The 19,374-nt window shown below is 50.3% G+C and carries 15 protein-coding genes; 12 read left to right on the forward strand and 3 right to left on the reverse strand.

Annotated features, from left to right (window positions below; all coding sequences use genetic code 11):
* Positions 1-20 precede the first annotated feature (20 nt).
* The gene (locus F1593_RS00495; protein ID WP_149399211.1) at positions 21-1,424 is read right to left on the reverse strand and encodes a hypothetical protein; all 1,404 of its coding nucleotides are present in this window, start codon (positions 1,422-1,424) and stop codon (positions 21-23) included.
* A gap of 760 nt (positions 1,425-2,184) precedes the next feature.
* Between F1593_RS00495 and F1593_RS00500 the strand changes: the two genes are divergently transcribed.
* The 6 genes from F1593_RS00500 to F1593_RS00525 all read left to right on the forward strand — a co-directional run bounded on the left by F1593_RS00500 (position 2,185) and on the right by F1593_RS00525 (position 7,277).
* Entirely contained in the window at positions 2,185-2,850 is a 666-nt protein-coding gene (locus F1593_RS00500; RefSeq protein ID WP_216368736.1) for an MBL fold metallo-hydrolase, read from the forward strand.
* Between the two features lie 4 nt (positions 2,851-2,854).
* The gene (locus F1593_RS00505; RefSeq protein WP_149399213.1) at positions 2,855-4,270 is read left to right on the forward strand and encodes a UDP-glucose dehydrogenase family protein; all 1,416 of its coding nucleotides are present in this window, start codon (positions 2,855-2,857) and stop codon (positions 4,268-4,270) included.
* Positions 4,271-4,290: 20 nt separating this feature from the next.
* On the forward strand, positions 4,291-4,821 hold the full coding sequence (gene acpS / locus F1593_RS00510; RefSeq protein WP_149399215.1) for a holo-ACP synthase: 531 nt from the start codon (positions 4,291-4,293) through the stop codon (positions 4,819-4,821).
* A 204-nt stretch (positions 4,822-5,025) separates the two neighbouring features.
* The gene (gene dtd, locus F1593_RS00515) at positions 5,026-5,472 is read left to right on the forward strand and encodes a D-aminoacyl-tRNA deacylase (RefSeq protein ID WP_149399216.1); all 447 of its coding nucleotides are present in this window, start codon (positions 5,026-5,028) and stop codon (positions 5,470-5,472) included.
* A gap of 330 nt (positions 5,473-5,802) precedes the next feature.
* Entirely contained in the window at positions 5,803-6,519 is a 717-nt protein-coding gene (locus F1593_RS00520; protein WP_149399219.1) for a YIP1 family protein, read from the forward strand.
* Positions 6,520-7,025: 506 nt separating this feature from the next.
* A complete protein-coding gene (locus tag F1593_RS00525) occupies positions 7,026-7,277 on the forward strand; it encodes a hypothetical protein (RefSeq protein WP_149399221.1) in 252 nt (83 codons plus the stop codon).
* 122 nt (positions 7,278-7,399) lie between these two features.
* Here the strand turns inward: F1593_RS00525 and F1593_RS00530 are convergent, their stop codons facing one another.
* Complete coding sequence (locus tag F1593_RS00530) at positions 7,400-7,765, reverse strand: DUF805 domain-containing protein (protein ID WP_149399223.1); 366 nt, start codon at positions 7,763-7,765, stop codon at positions 7,400-7,402.
* Positions 7,766-8,196: 431 nt separating this feature from the next.
* Between F1593_RS00530 and F1593_RS00535 the strand changes: the two genes are divergently transcribed.
* From F1593_RS00535 to F1593_RS00560, 6 genes are all read left to right on the forward strand, one after another.
* A complete protein-coding gene (locus F1593_RS00535; protein WP_149399225.1) occupies positions 8,197-9,270 on the forward strand; it encodes an ROK family protein in 1,074 nt (357 codons plus the stop codon).
* A 21-nt stretch (positions 9,271-9,291) separates the two neighbouring features.
* Positions 9,292-10,053, forward strand: a complete 762-nt coding sequence (locus tag F1593_RS00540; RefSeq protein ID WP_149399227.1) for a TlyA family RNA methyltransferase — start codon at positions 9,292-9,294, stop codon at positions 10,051-10,053.
* Positions 10,054-10,123: 70 nt separating this feature from the next.
* A complete protein-coding gene (locus F1593_RS00545) occupies positions 10,124-10,702 on the forward strand; it encodes an NUDIX hydrolase (RefSeq protein ID WP_172631751.1) in 579 nt (192 codons plus the stop codon).
* Positions 10,703-10,766: 64 nt separating this feature from the next.
* Positions 10,767-11,543 (forward strand): response regulator, encoded by a 777-nt coding sequence (locus tag F1593_RS00550; protein WP_149399231.1) that lies wholly within the window; start codon positions 10,767-10,769, stop codon positions 11,541-11,543.
* A gap of 28 nt (positions 11,544-11,571) precedes the next feature.
* A complete protein-coding gene (locus F1593_RS00555; protein ID WP_172631752.1) occupies positions 11,572-13,161 on the forward strand; it encodes a sensor histidine kinase in 1,590 nt (529 codons plus the stop codon).
* A 340-nt stretch (positions 13,162-13,501) separates the two neighbouring features.
* On the forward strand, positions 13,502-16,270 hold the full coding sequence (locus F1593_RS00560; RefSeq protein WP_172631753.1) for a winged helix-turn-helix domain-containing protein: 2,769 nt from the start codon (positions 13,502-13,504) through the stop codon (positions 16,268-16,270).
* A gap of 114 nt (positions 16,271-16,384) precedes the next feature.
* On the opposite strand, the gene F1593_RS00565 is transcribed toward F1593_RS00560, so the two are convergent.
* The gene (locus tag F1593_RS00565; protein ID WP_172631754.1) at positions 16,385-19,093 is read right to left on the reverse strand and encodes a winged helix-turn-helix domain-containing protein; all 2,709 of its coding nucleotides are present in this window, start codon (positions 19,091-19,093) and stop codon (positions 16,385-16,387) included.
* Positions 19,094-19,374 lie beyond the last annotated feature (281 nt).

Below are 19,374 nucleotides of genomic sequence, written 5' to 3' on the forward strand. Positions count from 1 at the left end.
AGGCTCCGTGCGCGGGAGGGCTATTTTTTCTTTGCAGGCGGAGGAAGAACCGCCGTTGGAGACGCGGCCGTTGGCGTCCTGGTGGCATTGATTTTGGCCTTTTCGTCGGCGACCTTGCGTTGTAAGGCTCGCAGGTAGGCCTGAGCGCCATCCAGATCAGACTGGGTGATGGCATCCAGTTGCTTTGGCATCAGGTTTACCTGATTAACCCAGGACTCCAGGACTTTTTGAATGGCAATTAACGTTGCGTTATCCTGGTAGACGCCAGCCAGCCATTCACGAGCCGTTTTAAAGGCTTTAAGCATGCCCTGTAATACATCGCCAGTGATGGTCGCGCCAAATTTTACAATCGGTGAGACAAAGACATCATAAGCCTCGCGTGTCAGGCGGGCAGCAGAAATGGCCCCCTCAAGAGTAAAACCTTCAAGCGTATCCAGGGAGGAAACAAATTCCTTACGAGCCTGATCCACGCCCTGACTCACGCCTTTATTAAAGGCATCCTGTACCTGCTGCTCCACATTCGAGCCAACAGTACCGACCGCTTGCGGCACTTTGGGACCATATTCAATGGCGGCGAATCCTACACCAGCCACGGCTGCCGCCCCGGCTCCAATTAATAAACCGCGTCGTGAAAGCTTCTTCTTTTTAGCGCCACGCTTCGACTGTCCCACCGACGAACGATCCTCTTCATACTCATACTCATATTCGTAGTTTGGATCTTCATCGGGATAGATACGCTCAGGAAGGGCCGGGCTCAGGCGCTGCGTCAATTTTGCCGGAACAGGCTGGCGCAAAGATGATGCTCGCGCTGGACGCAAAGACGGCTCATCATCATAATCATCATCAAATGTACGCGTATAGCGTACACGCTGATTAAGAGATTCCTCAATCCCCAGATCAGGATCAACTTCAGCTAAATCACGCCAATCCTCATTGCGATAGATATCGCCATATTCATCATCGTTATCATGCTCATCGTATTCATCATCTGAGGGCACTAGCAGAGAGCTGGTAAAAGGTAGCGGAGGAACATCGGCGCGTCCTGAGCGCGATTGACGGATGGGATGATGGACAAAGCGCACATTCGAGCCATATTCTTCCGCTCCGCTATGACGTGCGCCTGAACGCCTACCAGAGCGCGAACCAACCAGCCCCGCTTCTGGATTGGGCTGGTCTGAAAATTCAAGCTGTTCAATGCCATCCTCGCCCGGACGTTTACTCGCAATGATACTTTGACGCATGAGCTGTCGAGTTCGCCGGGGGTCAGGTCGCTGTGCCAGCATCATACCAGAGCGGCTCGCAGCATTGGTAGGATTACTGCGCACACTAGAATCGTTGGGGGTGCGCAATGGATTATAATCATAGCCATACTGACGTCCAGGGCTTTTACGGTAGGTTCGTCTTTCCAGGTGATCCTTCGACATGCTTTCCTCTACTCCTCCTGAGTTGACAATCGCCAATTGGGGGCACTCATGCGGCACCAGAACGCAGGATAATGTAGCTCGTTCTTTATAATACACATTCTACATTACAACTGCCATTTCGTCCATATACCTACTCACCAATCAGCAAATTTCCCAGATTGTGCCAGATAGTCTGAATAGGAATAGTAACATCCTCCTATTCTTTTTCAATCTTACCAAACAGGTAGCTGCTCAAGCGTTTCAATATCAGGTAGATGTTTACGTACCCATGACCTTTTTTTAGCACCTGAGGTGCTAAAAAAAGGTCATGTGAGAGAGTGTCAGCCTCTCGTGGTCTCCACAGTCTCTATGCATGAGTTTTCGCACCTGTGGTGCTCAAACATCTTTTTATGGTGTAGTGCAGGAAAGGTGCTATGCACCTTTCCTGCACTACACCATAAAAAGGGCTCAGGCGCGCACGCGCCTGCCAGCCAGGGAGCAGCAAGATCGCGCTGGTATTGGGGGGCTGACACTCTCTGATAAAATCATGAGAGTCCAGCACTCATAAGGCGGATGATATGGCACAAACAAAGAGGCGCTGCTTTTGTGCATCGAACAATGGTACTTCTTTCTCCATGGAGAATGATAGCTGCCATTCGATAATTCAAAGGACGCGCCTGCCAGCAGGCACAAATCCATTATGCATATCGTGATTGAAAGCAAGCTATGCTATAATGACTCTCAGTGTTATTTCGCCTGAGGGCCAGGAGGAACGGACAGCATGCCTGAAACTGAAAGAGATACACAAAACATGCCAATCGTTGCATGTGTAACGGTTGGCGCTCTTGAGGAAAATTGCTATATCTATGCTTGCCCCGACACACGTGAGGCAGTTATCATCGATCCAGGGGATGAGCCAGAAAGAATTCTTGAGACGATTCAAGAGCTCAAGCTTATTCCCAGGTATATCATAAACACTCACGGACACATTGACCATATTTGTGCCATTGATGCGGTCAGTGAAGTATATCCGGTACCACTTGCAATTCATCCAGCTGACGTTCCTTTCTATACAGATGAACGAACAGCACAAAGTTATGGACTTCCGACTCCATTAGTCAAGAGGAAGCCAGATATTTTGCTTCAAGAAGGGGACCATATTTCATTTGGGACCTTAAGCCTTGAAGTTATGCATACCCCCGGTCATACTCCTGGCGGCATTAGTTTAATCAGCCCATCCTATTGTGTCTTTAGCGGTGATACCCTCTTCTATCGCAGCATCGGACGAACCGATTTGCCAGGGGGGAACTATGAACAGATTGAGCAATCGATCCGAAATAAATTATATACCCTTGAAGATGATCTCGTTGTCTTTCCAGGTCATGGGCAGCCAACAACTATTATAGAAGAAAAGTATGAAAACCCATTCGTAATTGCAGAGGAGTAAAGTAGTGTCAGTTATCTGCGTAATTGGAACAGGCTATGTAGGCTTGGTAACAGGCACGTGCCTCGCCGATCTAGGTAATACCGTCACATGCGTTGATATCGTACAAGAAAAAATTGACCGTTTAAAACAGGGGATTCTCCCCATCTATGAGCCAGGCCTGGAAGAGATGGTTGAGCGCAATGTGCAGGCGGACCGCTTGCATTTTACAACCAATTATCAGGAGGGTCTGAAAGATAGCGAATTTATCTTCATCGCAGTCAACACACCGACCGGCAATACTCAGGGAGGCGCAGACATGCGCTTTGTGGAGAGCGCAGCACGCAGCATCGCCGAGAATCTCGATCACTATGCAATTGTCATTAATAAGAGCACGGTGCCAGTAGGCAGTGGTGACGTTGTTTCACGCGTCATTCAAAACAATTTAAAATCTCCTCAAGCATCATTCTCGGTCGTCTCCAATCCTGAGTTCTTACGTGAAGGTGCAGCCCTGCTCGACTTCCAGAATCCTGATCGTATTGTACTGGGCTCAACTGAGCCAGAGGCTGCCCATAAAGTAGCACGCCTCTACTTACAGTTACGCGCCCCTTTCGTGATCACAGACCTCTATACAGCCGAGATGATCAAGTATGCATCGAATGCCTTCCTGGCAACCAAGATCTCTTTTATCAATGAGATCGCGCAGATCTGTGAGCGTCTGGGGGCCGATGTTAAACAGGTTGCCGTCGGTATGGGATATGATAAACGCATCGGGCATGCCTTCCTGGATGCTGGCCTGGGATATGGCGGTAGCTGTTTCCCGAAAGATGTGCGGGCCCTGGCCCACATGGCTGACGAGGCTGGCTTACATCCCCAGATGTTGCGTGCTGTGATGGACATCAACCATGATCAGCGCCGCCTGGTGGTCTCAAAGTTGACCAATATGCTGGGTTCCCTGCGTGGTACCACAATTGGAATTCTGGGTCTGGCCTTCAAGCCAAATACGGATGACATGCGAGAGGCACCAGCCGTCGATATTATCCACTGGGTCACCAGCCAGGGTGCCAGCGTGCGTGTCTATGATCCCATTGCCACAGAGACCGGTCGTGAGGCATTGCGCCATGAAAATGTCAATATGGATGCTGTAACCTTCTGTAAAAATCCTTATGAGGTTGCGGAACAGGCCGATGCACTGGTCGTCGTCACGGAATGGAATGAATTTAAAGCTTTAAACATGCAGAAGATCAGTGCCGTCATGGAACGTCCTGTCCTGATCGATGGACGCAACATTTACGATCCAGCTGAAATGAAACGCTATGGATTCTACTACCGTGGTATGGGGCGTGCAACCAATCCTGCACCGTCTGTGCTATCATCTGAGGATACTACCAGCCTTGATGAGGAAGAGGCGATCCAGGAAACATTAATTGGTCGCGAGAGCTAAAATAACGGAGTAGATATAGCATGCATCAGGAAGATCAGCCATTACTCTTTACCCCACTCGTACGACAAACCGGACAGCCAATCCCTGATTGGCTCTTCGGTCCAGGAGGCGTGACGGGTCTTCCCGGCGCCCTGCATCAGACACAGGGCGTGAATGTCGCCGTTGGCGTCGATATTATCGAGGTGGATCGTATCCGCAAGGTGTATGAAAAACACGGTGAGCGTTTCTTAAAGCGTGTCTTCACCGAACTCGAAGTAGCTCAATGCCGTGGCAAGGTCGCCCGCCTGGCGGGACGCTTTGCGGTCAAAGAGGCTATCTGCAAAGCCCTGGGAACCGGCATGCGCGGCGTGGCATGGCGCGAAATGGAGGTAGTCCAACTCTATAGTGGACGCCCCTCGGTGCGCCTGCATGGCAACGCCAAAAAACGCGCTGAATACCTGGGCCTGACAGCCTTTGATGTCAGTATCGCCGACCTGGCACAAATCTCCATCGCCATCGCCATCGGCGTACAGGTCGCCCCTCCACCTGATCCCCTCCCCCCCGAAGCATAAAACAAAAATATCCCCGTACCACCGTCATATCTAACATAACCAAAACAATTGATCAAAAACGTAGGCACAGCACGAAGCATAAGCACAGGTCCGTGCTCCGTTTCTCGTACGCCTCTCCTTATCCCCGCATACCATACCAGCGGCAAAGCAGTAGCACTCTGTTATGGTAAAATAAGCCGAAAAAGAATTGTTGGGAGAGAGCATATGCGAGCGTTGTTACAGCGTGTGAGCCAGGCCAGCGTTACGGTTGAGACACAGATTGTGGGACAGATTGAGCATGGTCTGCTGGTATTTTTAGGGATAGGTCAGGGGGATAGCGAAGTTCAGATCAAGACCCTGGCAGAGAAAATTGTCCATTTGCGGATCTTTGAGGATGCCGAGGGGAAGATGAATCGTTCAGTCCTTGATATTGGCGGCGCAATCCTGGCGGTCTCACAATTTACGCTTTATGCCAATGCGCGCCGTGGTCGCAGGCCCAGTTTTACCGCCGCCGCCTCCCCAGATCTCGCAGAACCCTTATTTGAACAATTCAAACAGGCCCTCACAGCCTATGGGATTCCTGTTGCCAGTGGCATTTTTGGTGCAGCTATGGATATTCAGCTTTGCAATCAAGGCCCGGTCACTATCTGGCTCGATAGTGAGGATCTTTAAGAATGTGTCCCACGGTCTCTTACCTCCCTCTCGCCGCCGCGTGCGGCGACAAATAAAAGAAGTAAAAGAGGTATTTTTTTTGGGGGGGACACCCCAAACCCCGGCAAAGGGCTGGCCGCCCTTTGCAATCCCGCTTGAAAAGCCTTACGTTCGCACCTATGGAGATTGCATCCCCTGCAAGCGCGCGAAAAGATTCCTACACATAGTAGTGCTTATCAGATATGATGAGCTGCATTTGCATATTTCTTTATAGTTGGATATGATGTATTGACAGCTTGCTTAAGAAATTTAGTGCTCCATTATACCTGAGAAGTTGCGAGGTAATGCTCTATGAGTTGGAATGCGAAACATCAGCAAGCAGGAGGTGCATACGCAGTTCGACCTGGCCCATCACATACTCCTGTATTATCATTGCTCGGTCTCTATGCGAGAGCTATTCTCAGACCTTCGGCTCGAACCTTCGCGCGTGCAGCGGAATATGCGCGTTGGCCGCTGATATGGATTCAACTGGCGATACTCGTCGCTATCCCCGCTGTATTAGGGGCCATCAGGGGTATCTTCCATGATCATTCGGCAGGTATCAATACACGCTCAAATGTGTTTTTTGCGCTGCTTGATGTCATTACAGTAGGAGCCACGCTGGGGGCCTTTATTCTAAAGATCATTCTGGTCCCAATCCTCTTTATCATCGGGGTTACGCTGCAATTTGTCATTGCGCGTGCCCTTGGTGGACGTGGGCACTTTGCCGGACATGCCTTCTCAATGCTACTCTATCAGGTGCCACTCACGCTAATCGGGAGTATTATTATCACCGCCTTTGTGTTGACCCATACCTCATCGCTCTTCTTTGCGCCGATTGTCAGCCTCATCTTTTTAGCGTATGGCATCCTCATCAATGTGTTTGTGATCAGGGGAGTGCATAACCTCTCACGCGATAAAGCCATTTTGAGTATCGTGATTCCATATGTAATTGGAGCCCTGGTTATATGTGGAGGATTGGCCGCAGTGGCGCATTATGTCGCGAATTCACTTTCTTCCCTGCACTGATTCCTGCACTATCCATCGCACAAAAGCAGACCGCCCAGCGAGGGTGTGGTCTGCTTTTGTTGTCACCTCTTTCTCTGCGCCATACGAAGAGGTAGAGTCATGTGCAAAAAAACCTGCACTGCGACGTTTTCTTGCTAAATTGACACTCCCTGGCATAAATGCACAGGGATTCTTCCTTCATCCATGAGACTTGCCCATCAGTCTCACAACTGAAAGGTAGCGGTCCACATGTCCAGAAGCGTTGCGCAAACCGAGGTTTGCAGGTTTCCGAGTGCCCCTGGGTACCAACCACTTGTTCTTGTGGTGCATGAAGCCCAACCAACCGTGAGGTGGGTATCGTGCCTCATCGTCTTCAGACGAATCTTTTTGCAATGGCTTCATTTCATACAGGAGAGTATACCAAATGTTTTAATGGTTGTCAATCAGGAAGAGCCATTCATCCCTGCCATGAATGGACAGGGCTTTCTGGCTCGTTTCCTGTAAAATCCTCACGAGGAAGTGAAAAGATGTTAAATAGATATGAATCAATGAAAGGCAACGCAATGGGCAAAAAAGTCGGCATGGCTATTGTAAGCGTTGTCATTATGCTATTTTTTCTCGCCATGAGCATCTATCAATTGGGCCGTGCCTTCAGCAACACACTGACCGGCCCCTCCGAAAACGCTGTACAAGTTTCAGGATGGATCGCACTGATACTTTTCTTGCTCAGCAGTATTTGCTTCATTCTGATTATCAGAAGCGACACCAGCCAGATGTAACCTGCACACCTGCATTACAACTTCATTTCAAGCATGTATCAATGAGAGTTGGATACGAACATAGGGCAAGAGATGCAGAACAACTATCTATATCTCTTGCCCTGCATATGAGATATACGCTATTAGTACTGAGGATATTGTGGCCCACCTGGCTGATTCGCACCTGAAGGGAATTGAGGTGGCTGTGGTCCCTGTGGATAGGAATTATATGATGGATAGGGTTGCTGCGGCCCACGGACCTGCTGACGTAACATATTCAACTCTTGATAAATCGGCCATTCACCAAATGCTAGCACTAACAGTACAATCAAATTGCCAATTGGAACAAACATTAATAAACTCAGTGCACCACTGTAGCCCGCTCTGGAAAAGATACGCCACCAGATGACAAGAGAAAAAACAATAGATACCAGAATGATAACAAGCATTACCACTCCATAGATAGCCAAAAAGCTGGAGTAGTCCGGAGTACCAGAGTTGGATGACATAAGAGTCTCCTTTTACCTGTAGGGGGATTTTTGTAATTTTTCTAAAGTTTTGTCGTACCAATAATACATAGGCATAATATGCCTATTAATAACAACTCATCCTATAATTAAACGTAACTTAATAGCAATAGTTAAACGTGCCACCATAGCAATATTAGGATAGTTATTTTTCACCGCCATTCCAGAGCATGAAACAGGGCTATTTAATGTTCGGAAAAAAGCGGGGTTGTTAGGGGCGGCAGATCCTGACCGGAGCGCGATGGCAGGCATGCCGGGGGCATGACAGTCCTCGCTCCTCTCTTCCGTTCCCCCGCCTGCGGCGGGAAAAGGGAAAATTAAATAGCCCTGAGCATGAAATCAAAGCTCTTGTTGCATGGCTTGAAATGCAGTATCATCTAGGTTAAGAAATTACAACCCGGAGCTACAAAGTCATGAGCGACACAAAGATAGAGCAGATCCAATCTTCCAGGCAGATAGCATCTGAGAATTTGCCACTGGTGATAGGATTAGACCTCGGAGGGACACAAATCCGTACCGCGGTGCTGCGGGGTTCTCAATTACTCTCTCGTGTTGGACTCCTTACTGGCGAGAATCCTTCTCCTGATCGTATCATTCCTCGAATGTACGAATCAGTTTATCAGGCATTGCAGGAAGCGCATATTACTCTGGATGAGGTTGCAGGTATCGGTATTGGCGCACCAGGACCATTAAATAACCGCACCGGTGTGGTCTATGCTCCACCCAATTTGCCCGGTTGGAACGATGTACCATTGCGCACGATGTTCCTTGAGGAATTTAATATACCTGTATTTGTAGAAAACGATGCCAATGCAGCGGCGCTAGGTGAATATATGTTCGGCGCGGGCCGTGGCAGTAAAGAAATCGCCTATATCACTATCAGTACCGGCATTGGCGGTGGCATTATCGCGGATGGAAACATTGTTGAAGGTATCTCAGGGACAGCTATTGAACTGGGTCATATGACCATTGACTGGCATGGGGTGCGTTGTAACTGTGGCAATATCGGCTGCTGGGAGAGCATCTCATCCGGTACGGCAATTGCACGCCGTGCTCATGAGTTAATCGCGCTTGGCAAAGGCGAGGGTTTGCTTAATTTCGCGCTCACCCATCAGGCGCAGGAGGCAGGCGCGGATACCCCTTCTGATAGAGCGCGTGCGCACCTGGGCAGGGTTCATGTGAATGCTCGTATGGTTGCGCAGGCTGCTGAAGCCGGAGTACCAGAGGCGCAGGCTATTCTCAATGTCGCGGCCGAAGGATTGGGTGTCGGACTCATCAATGTCATTCATATATTTAATCCCGAACGCATCGTGCTGGGCGGTGGGGTTGTTCAGATTGGGGAACTCCTTTTGGCACCCGCCAGACGTCTTATTCAAGAGCGAACGATGAAAGTTCCCAAAGAAGCTGCGGAGATAGTGCTGGCCGAATTAGGCACGGATGCAGGTCTGGTTGGTGCCGGAGCCCTGGTCTATTATCATTGTTCATAACAAAGGAGAGATTACCACAACATGGCAGTACATAAAGAGCGCCTCGATGTAGCATTGGTGCGGTTAGGACTGGCTCCCAGCCGGGAGCGCGCCCGTGCTATTATCATGGCAGGGCAGGTCTATGTGGGAGAGCGGATGGTGGATAAACCTGGCACCCTTGTGCCACTCGATGCGCACTGCCATATCGCAGGAATCTCGCCCGAATTAAAATATGTAAGCCGCGGCGGCCTGAAGCTCGAAAAGGCGCTGGACGCCTTCCTGCTTGATCCTGCCGGGCGGATCGCTGCCGATATTGGGTCTTCGACGGGTGGTTTCACAGAATGCTTGCTAGAACGCGGAGCAACTCATGTCTATGCTATCGACGTTGGACATGGACAGCTCGCCTGGAAGCTGCGCAATGATCCACGTGTAATCGTGATGGAGCGCACCAATATCCGTAATGTCACCAGCCTGCCGGAAGCGATCCAGTGCGCCGTCATCGACGTCTCATTTATCTCTTTGCGACTGGTACTCCCCGCGCTGATCCCCTTACTTGTGAAGTCGCCGGACACCTGGATTGCTTCGCTGGTTAAACCCCAGTTTGAGGCTGGCAAAGCCGAAGTGGATCGCGGGGCGGGAGTGATTAAAGATCCACTGGTCCATCAACGCGTCCAGCAAGAACTCCAGGCATGGATCGAGCAAAATACCAGTCTCACGGTGGCAGGGATCGAAGATTCACCCATTCTGGGACGTGACGGCAACCGCGAGTTTCTCTTCCAACTCCGCTTCAAAGCCGCCCCATAAATAGAATTTCTGTGCGGGGATATCGTACAATAGAACCAGAGGTTTTCAGAAGAGAAGGAGCATGAAGACGTTGGCTGAACAGAAACCCTGGACGGTATTATCCTATACACGTTTGATCGATACTCCCTACTTGAGCGTGCGCTGTGAGCAGGTGGCGATACCCGATGGCCCGACGCTACACGATTATTACATTATCGAGAATTTTGGCTGGGTCGGTATTGTGCCAGTGACGGCCGATGGGTGTTTTTTGCTGAATCGTCAGTATAAGCATGGTATCGGGCTGGAAGTCCTGGAGTTCCCGGCTGGCGGCATCGATCCCCATGAGCGCGATGAGCCTGTTCTAACGGCCCATCGGGAGCTGATGGAGGAGAGCGGCTATAGCGTGGCCCCGGAAGATATGATCCTGCTGGCCCATATGTATGCCAATCCTACCGGCGCAGAGACGCGCATCTGGTGGTATCTGGCGCAAAACATCCAGCTCACGGGCGAACAGAAGATTGATCCGGTTGAGGTGATTGAGAATATGCTGGTGACCCCACAGGAATTGCTGCAGCTGATTGCCACGGGCCAGTTTGCAGTCCAGGGTCAGATCGCCGCCGCCTATATGGCTCTGGAACGCCTTGGCTATCTTCGTTCGACCTTCGAGTAAAGACAATACAAAAATCTTACAATTTCCTGCTATTTCTTTGATGTGTTACAGGTAAGATACTGGTATGAAGATTCTTGTTATAGAGGATGAAGCAAATATCACGCAGGTGATCCGGCTCTATCTGGAACAGGCCGGCTATGCAGTCAGCACGGCCAGCGACGGCATCGCTGGCCTGGAGTTGCATGCCCGCGAACAACCAGATCTGGTTGTCCTCGATCTGATGCTTCCGATCCTGGATGGAATGGAAGTCTGTCGACGCATTCGAGCCTGGGCCAGCACTCCTATCCTGATGTTAACAGCACGCCAGGGTGAAGATGACCGTATTGCGGGATTGGAAGCCGGAGCGGATGACTATCTGATCAAACCGTTTAGTCCACGTGAACTGGTCAGCCGTGTCAAAGCTATTTTGCGGCGCACGAGCAATACCAACGCAACCGCGACCGTCAGCCATACGGGAGAAGAGAAGGCGACTAGAGAAGAAAGCGTCAGCCCCTCTGCCACTGAAGAACGGAAATTTGGGGGCCTGATTATTAATCTACCCGCCCGACGCGTCACAGCCAATGGACAACAGATCGCGCTGACCGTCAAAGAATTTGATCTTTTGGTTGCGCTCGCCTCATCGCCTGATCGAGTCTTCACCCGCGAATCGCTGCTCAATCAGGTCTGGGGGTACAGCTATCTGGGAGATGGTCGTACCGTCGATGTTCATATCGGCACGCTGCGTAAAAAGATCGAGGCAGCCCCTGGTATGCCCCATCATATCCAGACGGTCTGGGGGGTCGGCTATAAATTTGTGCCCACACCAACAACAACCTCAAACGCTACCACGCAACACGCATAATACTGCAAGTCAAACAGGGAGAGATCGCATGAGCGCACGTCACAAAGCATCCGGCTTCAGCCTCAAATCCAAACTGGTGCTCAGCTACCTCCTTGTCATTCTGGGCACTGTGCTTGTGCTTACCTTCACTGTCTCTATTGTGATCCGCAACTACTACTATCAGGTAGAGATTGCCGAGCTTAAAAAAAATACCGTCGCGCCTTTCACTAACAGGCTCCTCAATTTTTACGCACAGCGTGGAAACTTTAATAATATCGCGGGCTTCCAGGATGGCGTGCCTCCATCCCAGATTCTCATGGTTTTTGATGCTCAGGGGACACTCACCTATTGCAGTGCGTCAGACTCTTCAGGCAACTCATTTTTTGGACAACAATACAACAATAATCAATACACAAAGAAAAATTGCGATAATAGCGCAATCAAGCAAGTTGCGCAGAAAACCCTGTCAGGAATAGATCAGCTTTCCGGTGATGTAAACCTTACAAATGCGAATGACACCGTTTCAGCCATCTATGTCAGTACACCACTGGTCGTCAATAGCCAGACCGTGGGTGTGTTGTATATGGCTGCCCCAAACTTTATCAATGGAAGTTCCGCCGTCACCGATGTCATCAATCAGATTAACTGGTCCATTATTATGACGGGCCTTGGAGTCGCAATCATTGCGGCCCTGGGTAGCTATCTCTTTGTGCGACGCTTTGTACGGCCGTTGGAAGCGCTGACAGTGGCGGCCGAACAGATGAAGCGCGGCAATTATACCGAACATGTGCAACCAAATTCTCATGATGAAGTCGGACTACTGACACAGACCTTCAATGAGATGGCCGATACTATTGAGGCCGATGTGAACGAACTGCGCCATCAGGATCAGATGCGCCGCGAGCTGATTGCGAATATTGCGCATGATCTGGCGACACCATTGACGGCCATTCAAGGACTGAGTGAGGCGATTGCGGACGATGTGATCACAACGCCAGAGGCGCGGCAGGAGACGGCACAGCGGATTGGACGAGAGATTCAACGCTTACGTCGTCTGGTAGCTGATGTGCGCCAGATGACCATGCTGGAAGCGGGACAGATCCAGCTTGATCTGGCTCCGTTGGATCTCCATTCCCTGGCGGATGAAACGGTAGCGGTGATCGAGCCAGAATGCACAGCAATGGGGATTACAATAAAAAATACCATCCCGACAACTACACCACAGGTACAGGCCGACAGTGATCGTATTACACAGGTGCTCTTAAATCTCCTTGATAACGCGCGTCGTCATACGAAAGCTGAAGGCAAGATTAGCATCGACGCACGACAGCAGGGCAACCAGATCCTGGTAGCAGTTACCGATACCGGCATCGGGATTGATCCAGCGGATCTCCCCCATATCTTCGAGCGCTTCTATCGCGCGGATCGTTCGCGGGCCGCCCAGACTGGTGGCAGCGGGTTGGGATTGGCTATCGTCAAGGCGATTATTACCGCACATGGTGGACAGATCTGGGCCGAAAGTACACCTGGAGAAGGAACACACGTCGTCTTTACACTGCCTCTTGTCGCACCAGTTCTCCCACCACAAAACATCCCACCATCCCGCCAACACGCTCGCCCCCAACGCGTCGGCTCGTAGGAGCCATCTTTCACGGGCAGTACAGTACCGTTTCAAGAAAAGGAATGATAAACAAAAAGGGTGGGGAATTCGTAGTCTGTCTATCCATTCCTCGTATTGAAACGGTATTGTCCTTCACGGGTGGCAATGACACAAAATAACCTCCTATGATATACTATGACAAGCAAACAAACAGTATTTTACATGACGAGATCCTTGTAGGCGTCGAATAAATAGTAAACATCATGCCTATTATTCTACTGTGGTCCTCCGCCGATAATAGAAAGAGGAGGGAGAGCGTTTTGTCACGATGAAGATGACATACACATTCCCACAGGAGCACGTGGAAAAGGAGTCTCTGATGGAGCGAGGAATTCATGATCCGCTACTCATTACAACAAAACTAGCCATTCCGCCACAATATTTGAACAGGCTCATCCCCCGTACCCATGTCTATACGCAAATGGATGCTGGCCTACAACGTCCTTTCATTCTAGTAACCGCCCCGGCAGGATTTGGCAAAACGACCCTGGTCAGTGAATGGATTCGCCAGCGCCATGTCCAGGCCGTATGGGTATCGCTCGAAGAGACTGATAATGATCTGTTGCGCTTCTGGCATTATGCACTCACAGCGCTACATCCACTCCATCTCGGACTGGATGCCTTACTGGCGGATTGGGAAACAACCCTCCAGTCGCTCTCACTTGAAAATATTCTGACCCACGTCATCAATATATCGATGGATATCACACAGGAGATCGTGCTGGTACTCGACGATTATCACACGATCAATACACCAGCCATCCATCAGTCGCTCATGTTTTTATTGGAGCATCTCCCCCCAAACTTCCATCTTATTCTACTGACACGGCATGATCCACCACTGCCACTGGCACGTCTACGGGTGCAGGGCAAGCTCAGTGAACTCCGTTCTAACGATCTGCGCTTCACCCTGGATGAAACCTCGCTCTTATTAAGCCAGACCATGCAGCTAGAGTTGACCAGTAACGAAATCACTGAACTACATACACGCACAGAAGGCTGGATTGCGGGCCTCCAACTTGCCGCGCTCTCCCTGCAATATAAGGAGAGTGCCAGCGCAAAACAGCATTTCATCCAAACATTTACAGGCATCAATAAAAATGTCATGAATTATTTAACCGATGAAGTGCTATTACAGCAACCGGAAGAGGTGCAGGATTTTCTCTTGAAGACAGCCATCCTTGAGCAACTCAACGTGAAACTGTGCGATGCGATCACCGGCCAGCACAATAGCGAGGCAATGCTCGAATGGCTGGAGCGGCATAATCTGTTCTTGAATATCTTAGATTCCCAGCAGGCATGGTATCGCTATGACCAGCTTTTTCGAGATTTACTCTGCTATCGCCTCAATCAGAAGTATCCAGAGCTGAAAGCGGAACTGCATCATAACGCCGGAAACTGGTATGAAGAGCATGGCATGATCAGCGATGCGATTAAACACGCAATCGCGGCTGAGGCGATGCAGCATGCCGCACAACTCATTGAGCAGCATGCCTGGACATTTATTCAACAGGGGGATGGACTCTTGCTGCTGAGCTGGTTGCGCCGCTTACCAGAGCAGATCTTTAACACCTGTCCGATGCTCTCATTTTTGCAGGCGTGTATGCACTGCTATCAAGCGCAGATGGAAAACTTTGAAGCGGCATTAAAGAGAGCAGAACTTGGCTGGCAACAAACACAGAATCAAGCGTCACTCAGCTGCGCCTATGATCTGCGTGCTCGGGTTGCCCTCTATCGTGGACAGGCCTTCCTTGCTATCAAATACGCGCAACAAGCACTCTCATTGATCAGTGAAGAGCAAGCGCCCTTATTTTATAGTAGCGCGCTTGTACATCTTGGAGCGGGTTATCTCAACGTGGGAAACTGTCAGCAAGCACAACACTACCTGGCCGAAGGATATCGCCTGAGCCAGAAGCATCACGCCGTTGTGGTCACATTAGACGCCTTGCTCTATCTGGGTTATCTACAACGTCTCCAGGGCAACTTACGCCTGGCGCAACAGACCTGGCAGCAAATGTTATCCGAAATAAGCACGCGCTTTGTAGCCTACCAAATTGTCGCTCATATTCTTCTGGCGGATATCTATCGTGAATGGAATGAGCTGGCCAGCGCACTTGAACATCAAACGCAGGCCCAGAAACTGGCAGAACACACCCAATATGAAGATATTGCCACCTCACAACGCTATCTGATCACCGCCCGCCTGGTCTGGTTACAGAATGATCCCGAAACAGCCTTTAGCTTCCTCGATCAGGCAGAGCAAAGCTCACAACGCTTCGGCATCCAACAAACGTTTCTGGCACAGCTGGCGGAAATCCGTATACACTTTCTACTAGCACAAAGGGATCAACGCACAGCCCGGCAATGGTTAGCTCAATCCACTCCAGAGCTGTGCGATAGCATGCCCGTCTATGAAAAAGAATCTTGGATTAAAGCACATGCCCGCTTACTCATCGATCAAACACAGAGTCAGGCCGCGCAACAACTCCTGAAGTCAGCCTATCAGATAGCGCACGAGCAGGGAAGAACTGAATCCGCTATCGCGCTCCTGATATTACTTACGCTGGCATATCACATGGAAGGGAATACGCAATATACGCTGCAAACATTAGAGCAGGCCCTGATCCTGGCTGAGCCCAATGGATATACCCGTATCTTCGTGGATGAAGGGGACGTGATGGCGGCGCTACTGACCGAACTCTATAGCCGCTATCAACGCCGTACGGTCAGTGAACCGCAAAATATTGCGCTCGGCTATCTCTACACATTATTAACCATTTTTGGTGCAGATGCCAAACCGCCGCTCTGGCTCGTCTCTCAGGAAAACGATGACATCCTGATCGACCGCCTCAGCGAGCGTGAGTATATGGTATTAGGACTGATTGCTGAAGGGCTCTCAAACCAGGAGATCGCGCAGAAATTAGTTGTCACGGTCAGCACCATCAAGACCCATCTCAATAACATCTACGCCAAACTCCACGTCCATACACGCCTGCAAGCAGTCACACGCGCGTATGATCTAGGCGTGTTACGGCGTAGCGAAGTTGATACCGAACCGCTAGCACATTCCAAATCCACCGAAAAGTAATTTCAGTGCAGGTGCTCACGCGCCTGCACTTTTTATTATATTTTTGAGCACCTCTGCTGCGAAAACTCATATGCGAAGATCGCAAAGATCCGGGAAGTCAGACACATGTTAAAGTCACGGTGAGAGCAGGCCCACAGCGTGAGCACGTGTCAGAGCCTGCAAGCGCGAATTCACGTTCAATTTACTATAGATATTATTAAGATGAGTCTTAATGGTGCTTTCAGCTACGACCAGTGTGCACGCAATCTGCTGATTGGAATTGCCTTCAGCAATCAGCTTGAGCACCTCTAATTCGCGCTCACTTAATTGTTCTAGCGAAGCCTGCGCTCGCTGCGCCCGTTTCTGCCAGGATTGCCAATCGCGTGGCTCGACATTACATCCAAACATCAACAACAATGAATGTATATATTTCAATGTACTGGGCTGTAAATCGCCAGAATAGCGTTTCTGCTGACGATGATATAAATCAGACAAAAGACTCTTTATGCCCTGTCCTTCTTCAAGGAAGAGGCGACGATAACCACCTGCCTCAGCCATCGTCAGGAGGCGTTCTAGCGCCGGTCGGATATGTCGGCTATCCTCAAGCGCAGCATAAGCCTGCACCAGCACTGTTTGTATCTGTAGCTCATCGAAGACACGACCTTGCGTGCGAAGAGCAGGCAGGAGCGCCACTAGCAATTGTACTGCCAACTCTGGCTGATGCTGCGCCAGTAAGACGCGGGCCCGCGCCTGGCACCAGAGTTCGCGTTCCCGTATTCCCAGGCCATCCAGATCGGCAGGCTGCATCCGCGCCAGCCAGTCCTGAGCCTGCGCACTTTTTCCTTGCGCCAGCCAATATTTGATACGCAACGCCGCGATTGAGGCCAGATCTAACTGGGACTTTTCTGAGCGTTGCACCTCAGCTTCCAGCTGGTCCAGCAAATCCAGTGCCTCATCCTGTTTATCAGCAGCCCAGGCGATACGTGCTTCCAGTAGCGTAGCAACGGTACTGCGATGTCCATGCCAGAAATGCTCACTGAGCATCGTCACCCGTGCGCTCTGTTCCCGGGCATGGGACAAATCATTCCATTCGCAATATATTTGTCCCGCACGTACATGGGCCAGCACGCGAAACCAGATCACACAATTCCCTGTATTGGTGATACATTGGGAATAAAAACTCATCGCTTCATGGAACTGACCCTGCAACGCACAGAGATCTCCCTGATAGAGCGCCGCCCCGGCAATCGCCAGCACACGATGCGTTTGTATGCCGATCCGCTGTCCCAGCAGTAGTTCCACCCTGGCTTGCTGAAGATCACCACTATAGAGATAGCCCGCCCCCTGTAAGACATGCGAACAGGCGGATGCCAGTGACTTATGTTGTTGGAAAGCCAGAGCCTCCTGTGTATACGCCAATACCTTTGGACCATCCCCCTGACAGAGGGCACAATACGCCTGCAACTCACAGAGACAGCTCAGCATTTCAACATTCTGCGTCTCCTGCCAGCACTCGCGCGCAATACAAAGTGCCTGCTGATATTCAGCAAATTGGGCGGCATGTAAAAAGACCAGACATGATAGATACGCGATCATCGGACGTGCTGCCAGAGTAATATGTCCATGTAAACGAGCAAGCCAATCAAAGACCAGAGGAGTCTTTCCCTGTATCCATAACGGCCAGACACAGTACTCGATCAGATCAGCGGCACGCTCAAAGGCATCCGCTGCCAGGGCATGCTCAACCGCCTCATTCATCATCTGAGCCTGCTCATACCAGCAGCTGGCGCGCAAATGTAATTCTGGCAAGCGCTCAGGTGAGCACAGGAGCAGGCGTTGCCGCAACAGATCCGCGAACAAAGGATGATAGCGATACCAGCAGTTCTGCTCATCCAGCAGAGAAATAAAGAGATTGGCATGTTCCAACCAATCCAGCATACGCTGTCCATGCGTCTGTCCGGTAACCGCATCGCATAAAGCGGGATGCAGACGTGTCAGGATAGCCGTCTCCAGCAAGAACTCCTGAATCTCAGCGGGAAGCGTCATCCATACTTCTTCCGTTAAATAGTGCAGAATATCGCGATTGACATGCGTAGAAGATGTGACAAGCCGCGCTCTCGCCTCTATCCCAATTTCTCCTTGCAGAGCATGAGCAATCAACCGCAAACCAGCCGCCCAACCTTCGGTCCCCTGTTGCAAGGACAGCATATTCTCTGACTCTAACGATAACTGGAGACCCTGCACCAGATAGTGTTCCGTCTCCTCAAGCGTAAAGCGCAATTCAGTCGAACGGAGTTCCAAAATCTGGCCTCTTACCCGTAAACGTGCCAGCGGTAGCGCAGGATCAACACGGGTACTGATGATCAAATGACAATGAGCGGGGAGATGCGCCAGGAAAAAAGCCAGCGACTCATGAATCGCTGGATCGTCAATCACATGATAATCATCCAATACAAAGAAAATATCTTCTGTGGGATAGCTAACCAGGGTATTGATCAAGGCAGTCAACATCTCTTCAAGTGGCTGAGTTGGCTGAATACAGGCGGCGAACTCTGGATGCAGTGTACCTAAAGCGGCGACACAATAGTGCCAGAAGCGCATCAGATCATTATCACTACGCTCCAATGAAAGCCAGGCCGCCACATGGGGAACGTCGCGTAACCATTCACCAAGCAACGTCGTTTTGCCAAAGCCAGCCGGAGCAGCCAGCAGGGTGAGAGGATAGTGGATGGCAGTAGCTAATCTCTGATAGAGGCGTACGCGCGGCACCACAGCCTGGGCATAGCTTCGAGGCACAGTTAGTTTAGTCGCCAGTAGTAGCTGCGTGTTCCAACTCGTCTCCATCACATCTCCTTCACCAACACGCATCCCTGCACACAATACATTCTCACAGTAGAGCAAACAATCACTATTATATAATAAACTCAAGGCCCATATCCAGGGTAATCTAAACGTGTACAGCTAGATTTTTCGTCTATTACGCGCATAGTCAAATCTATAGTTTACTCTTTATTTCATCATTATAATAACAATACAGGAGTAAAATACTTTGGCAGGTGATTTTTGAGTGGGGCATCAAATCCATATTTTATGCAAAATATCTACAGGAGCGCCACTTCAAAATG

The organism is Dictyobacter arantiisoli (genome assembly GCF_008326305.1).
In the GTDB taxonomy this organism is placed as follows: domain Bacteria; phylum Chloroflexota; class Ktedonobacteria; order Ktedonobacterales; family Ktedonobacteraceae; genus Dictyobacter; species Dictyobacter arantiisoli.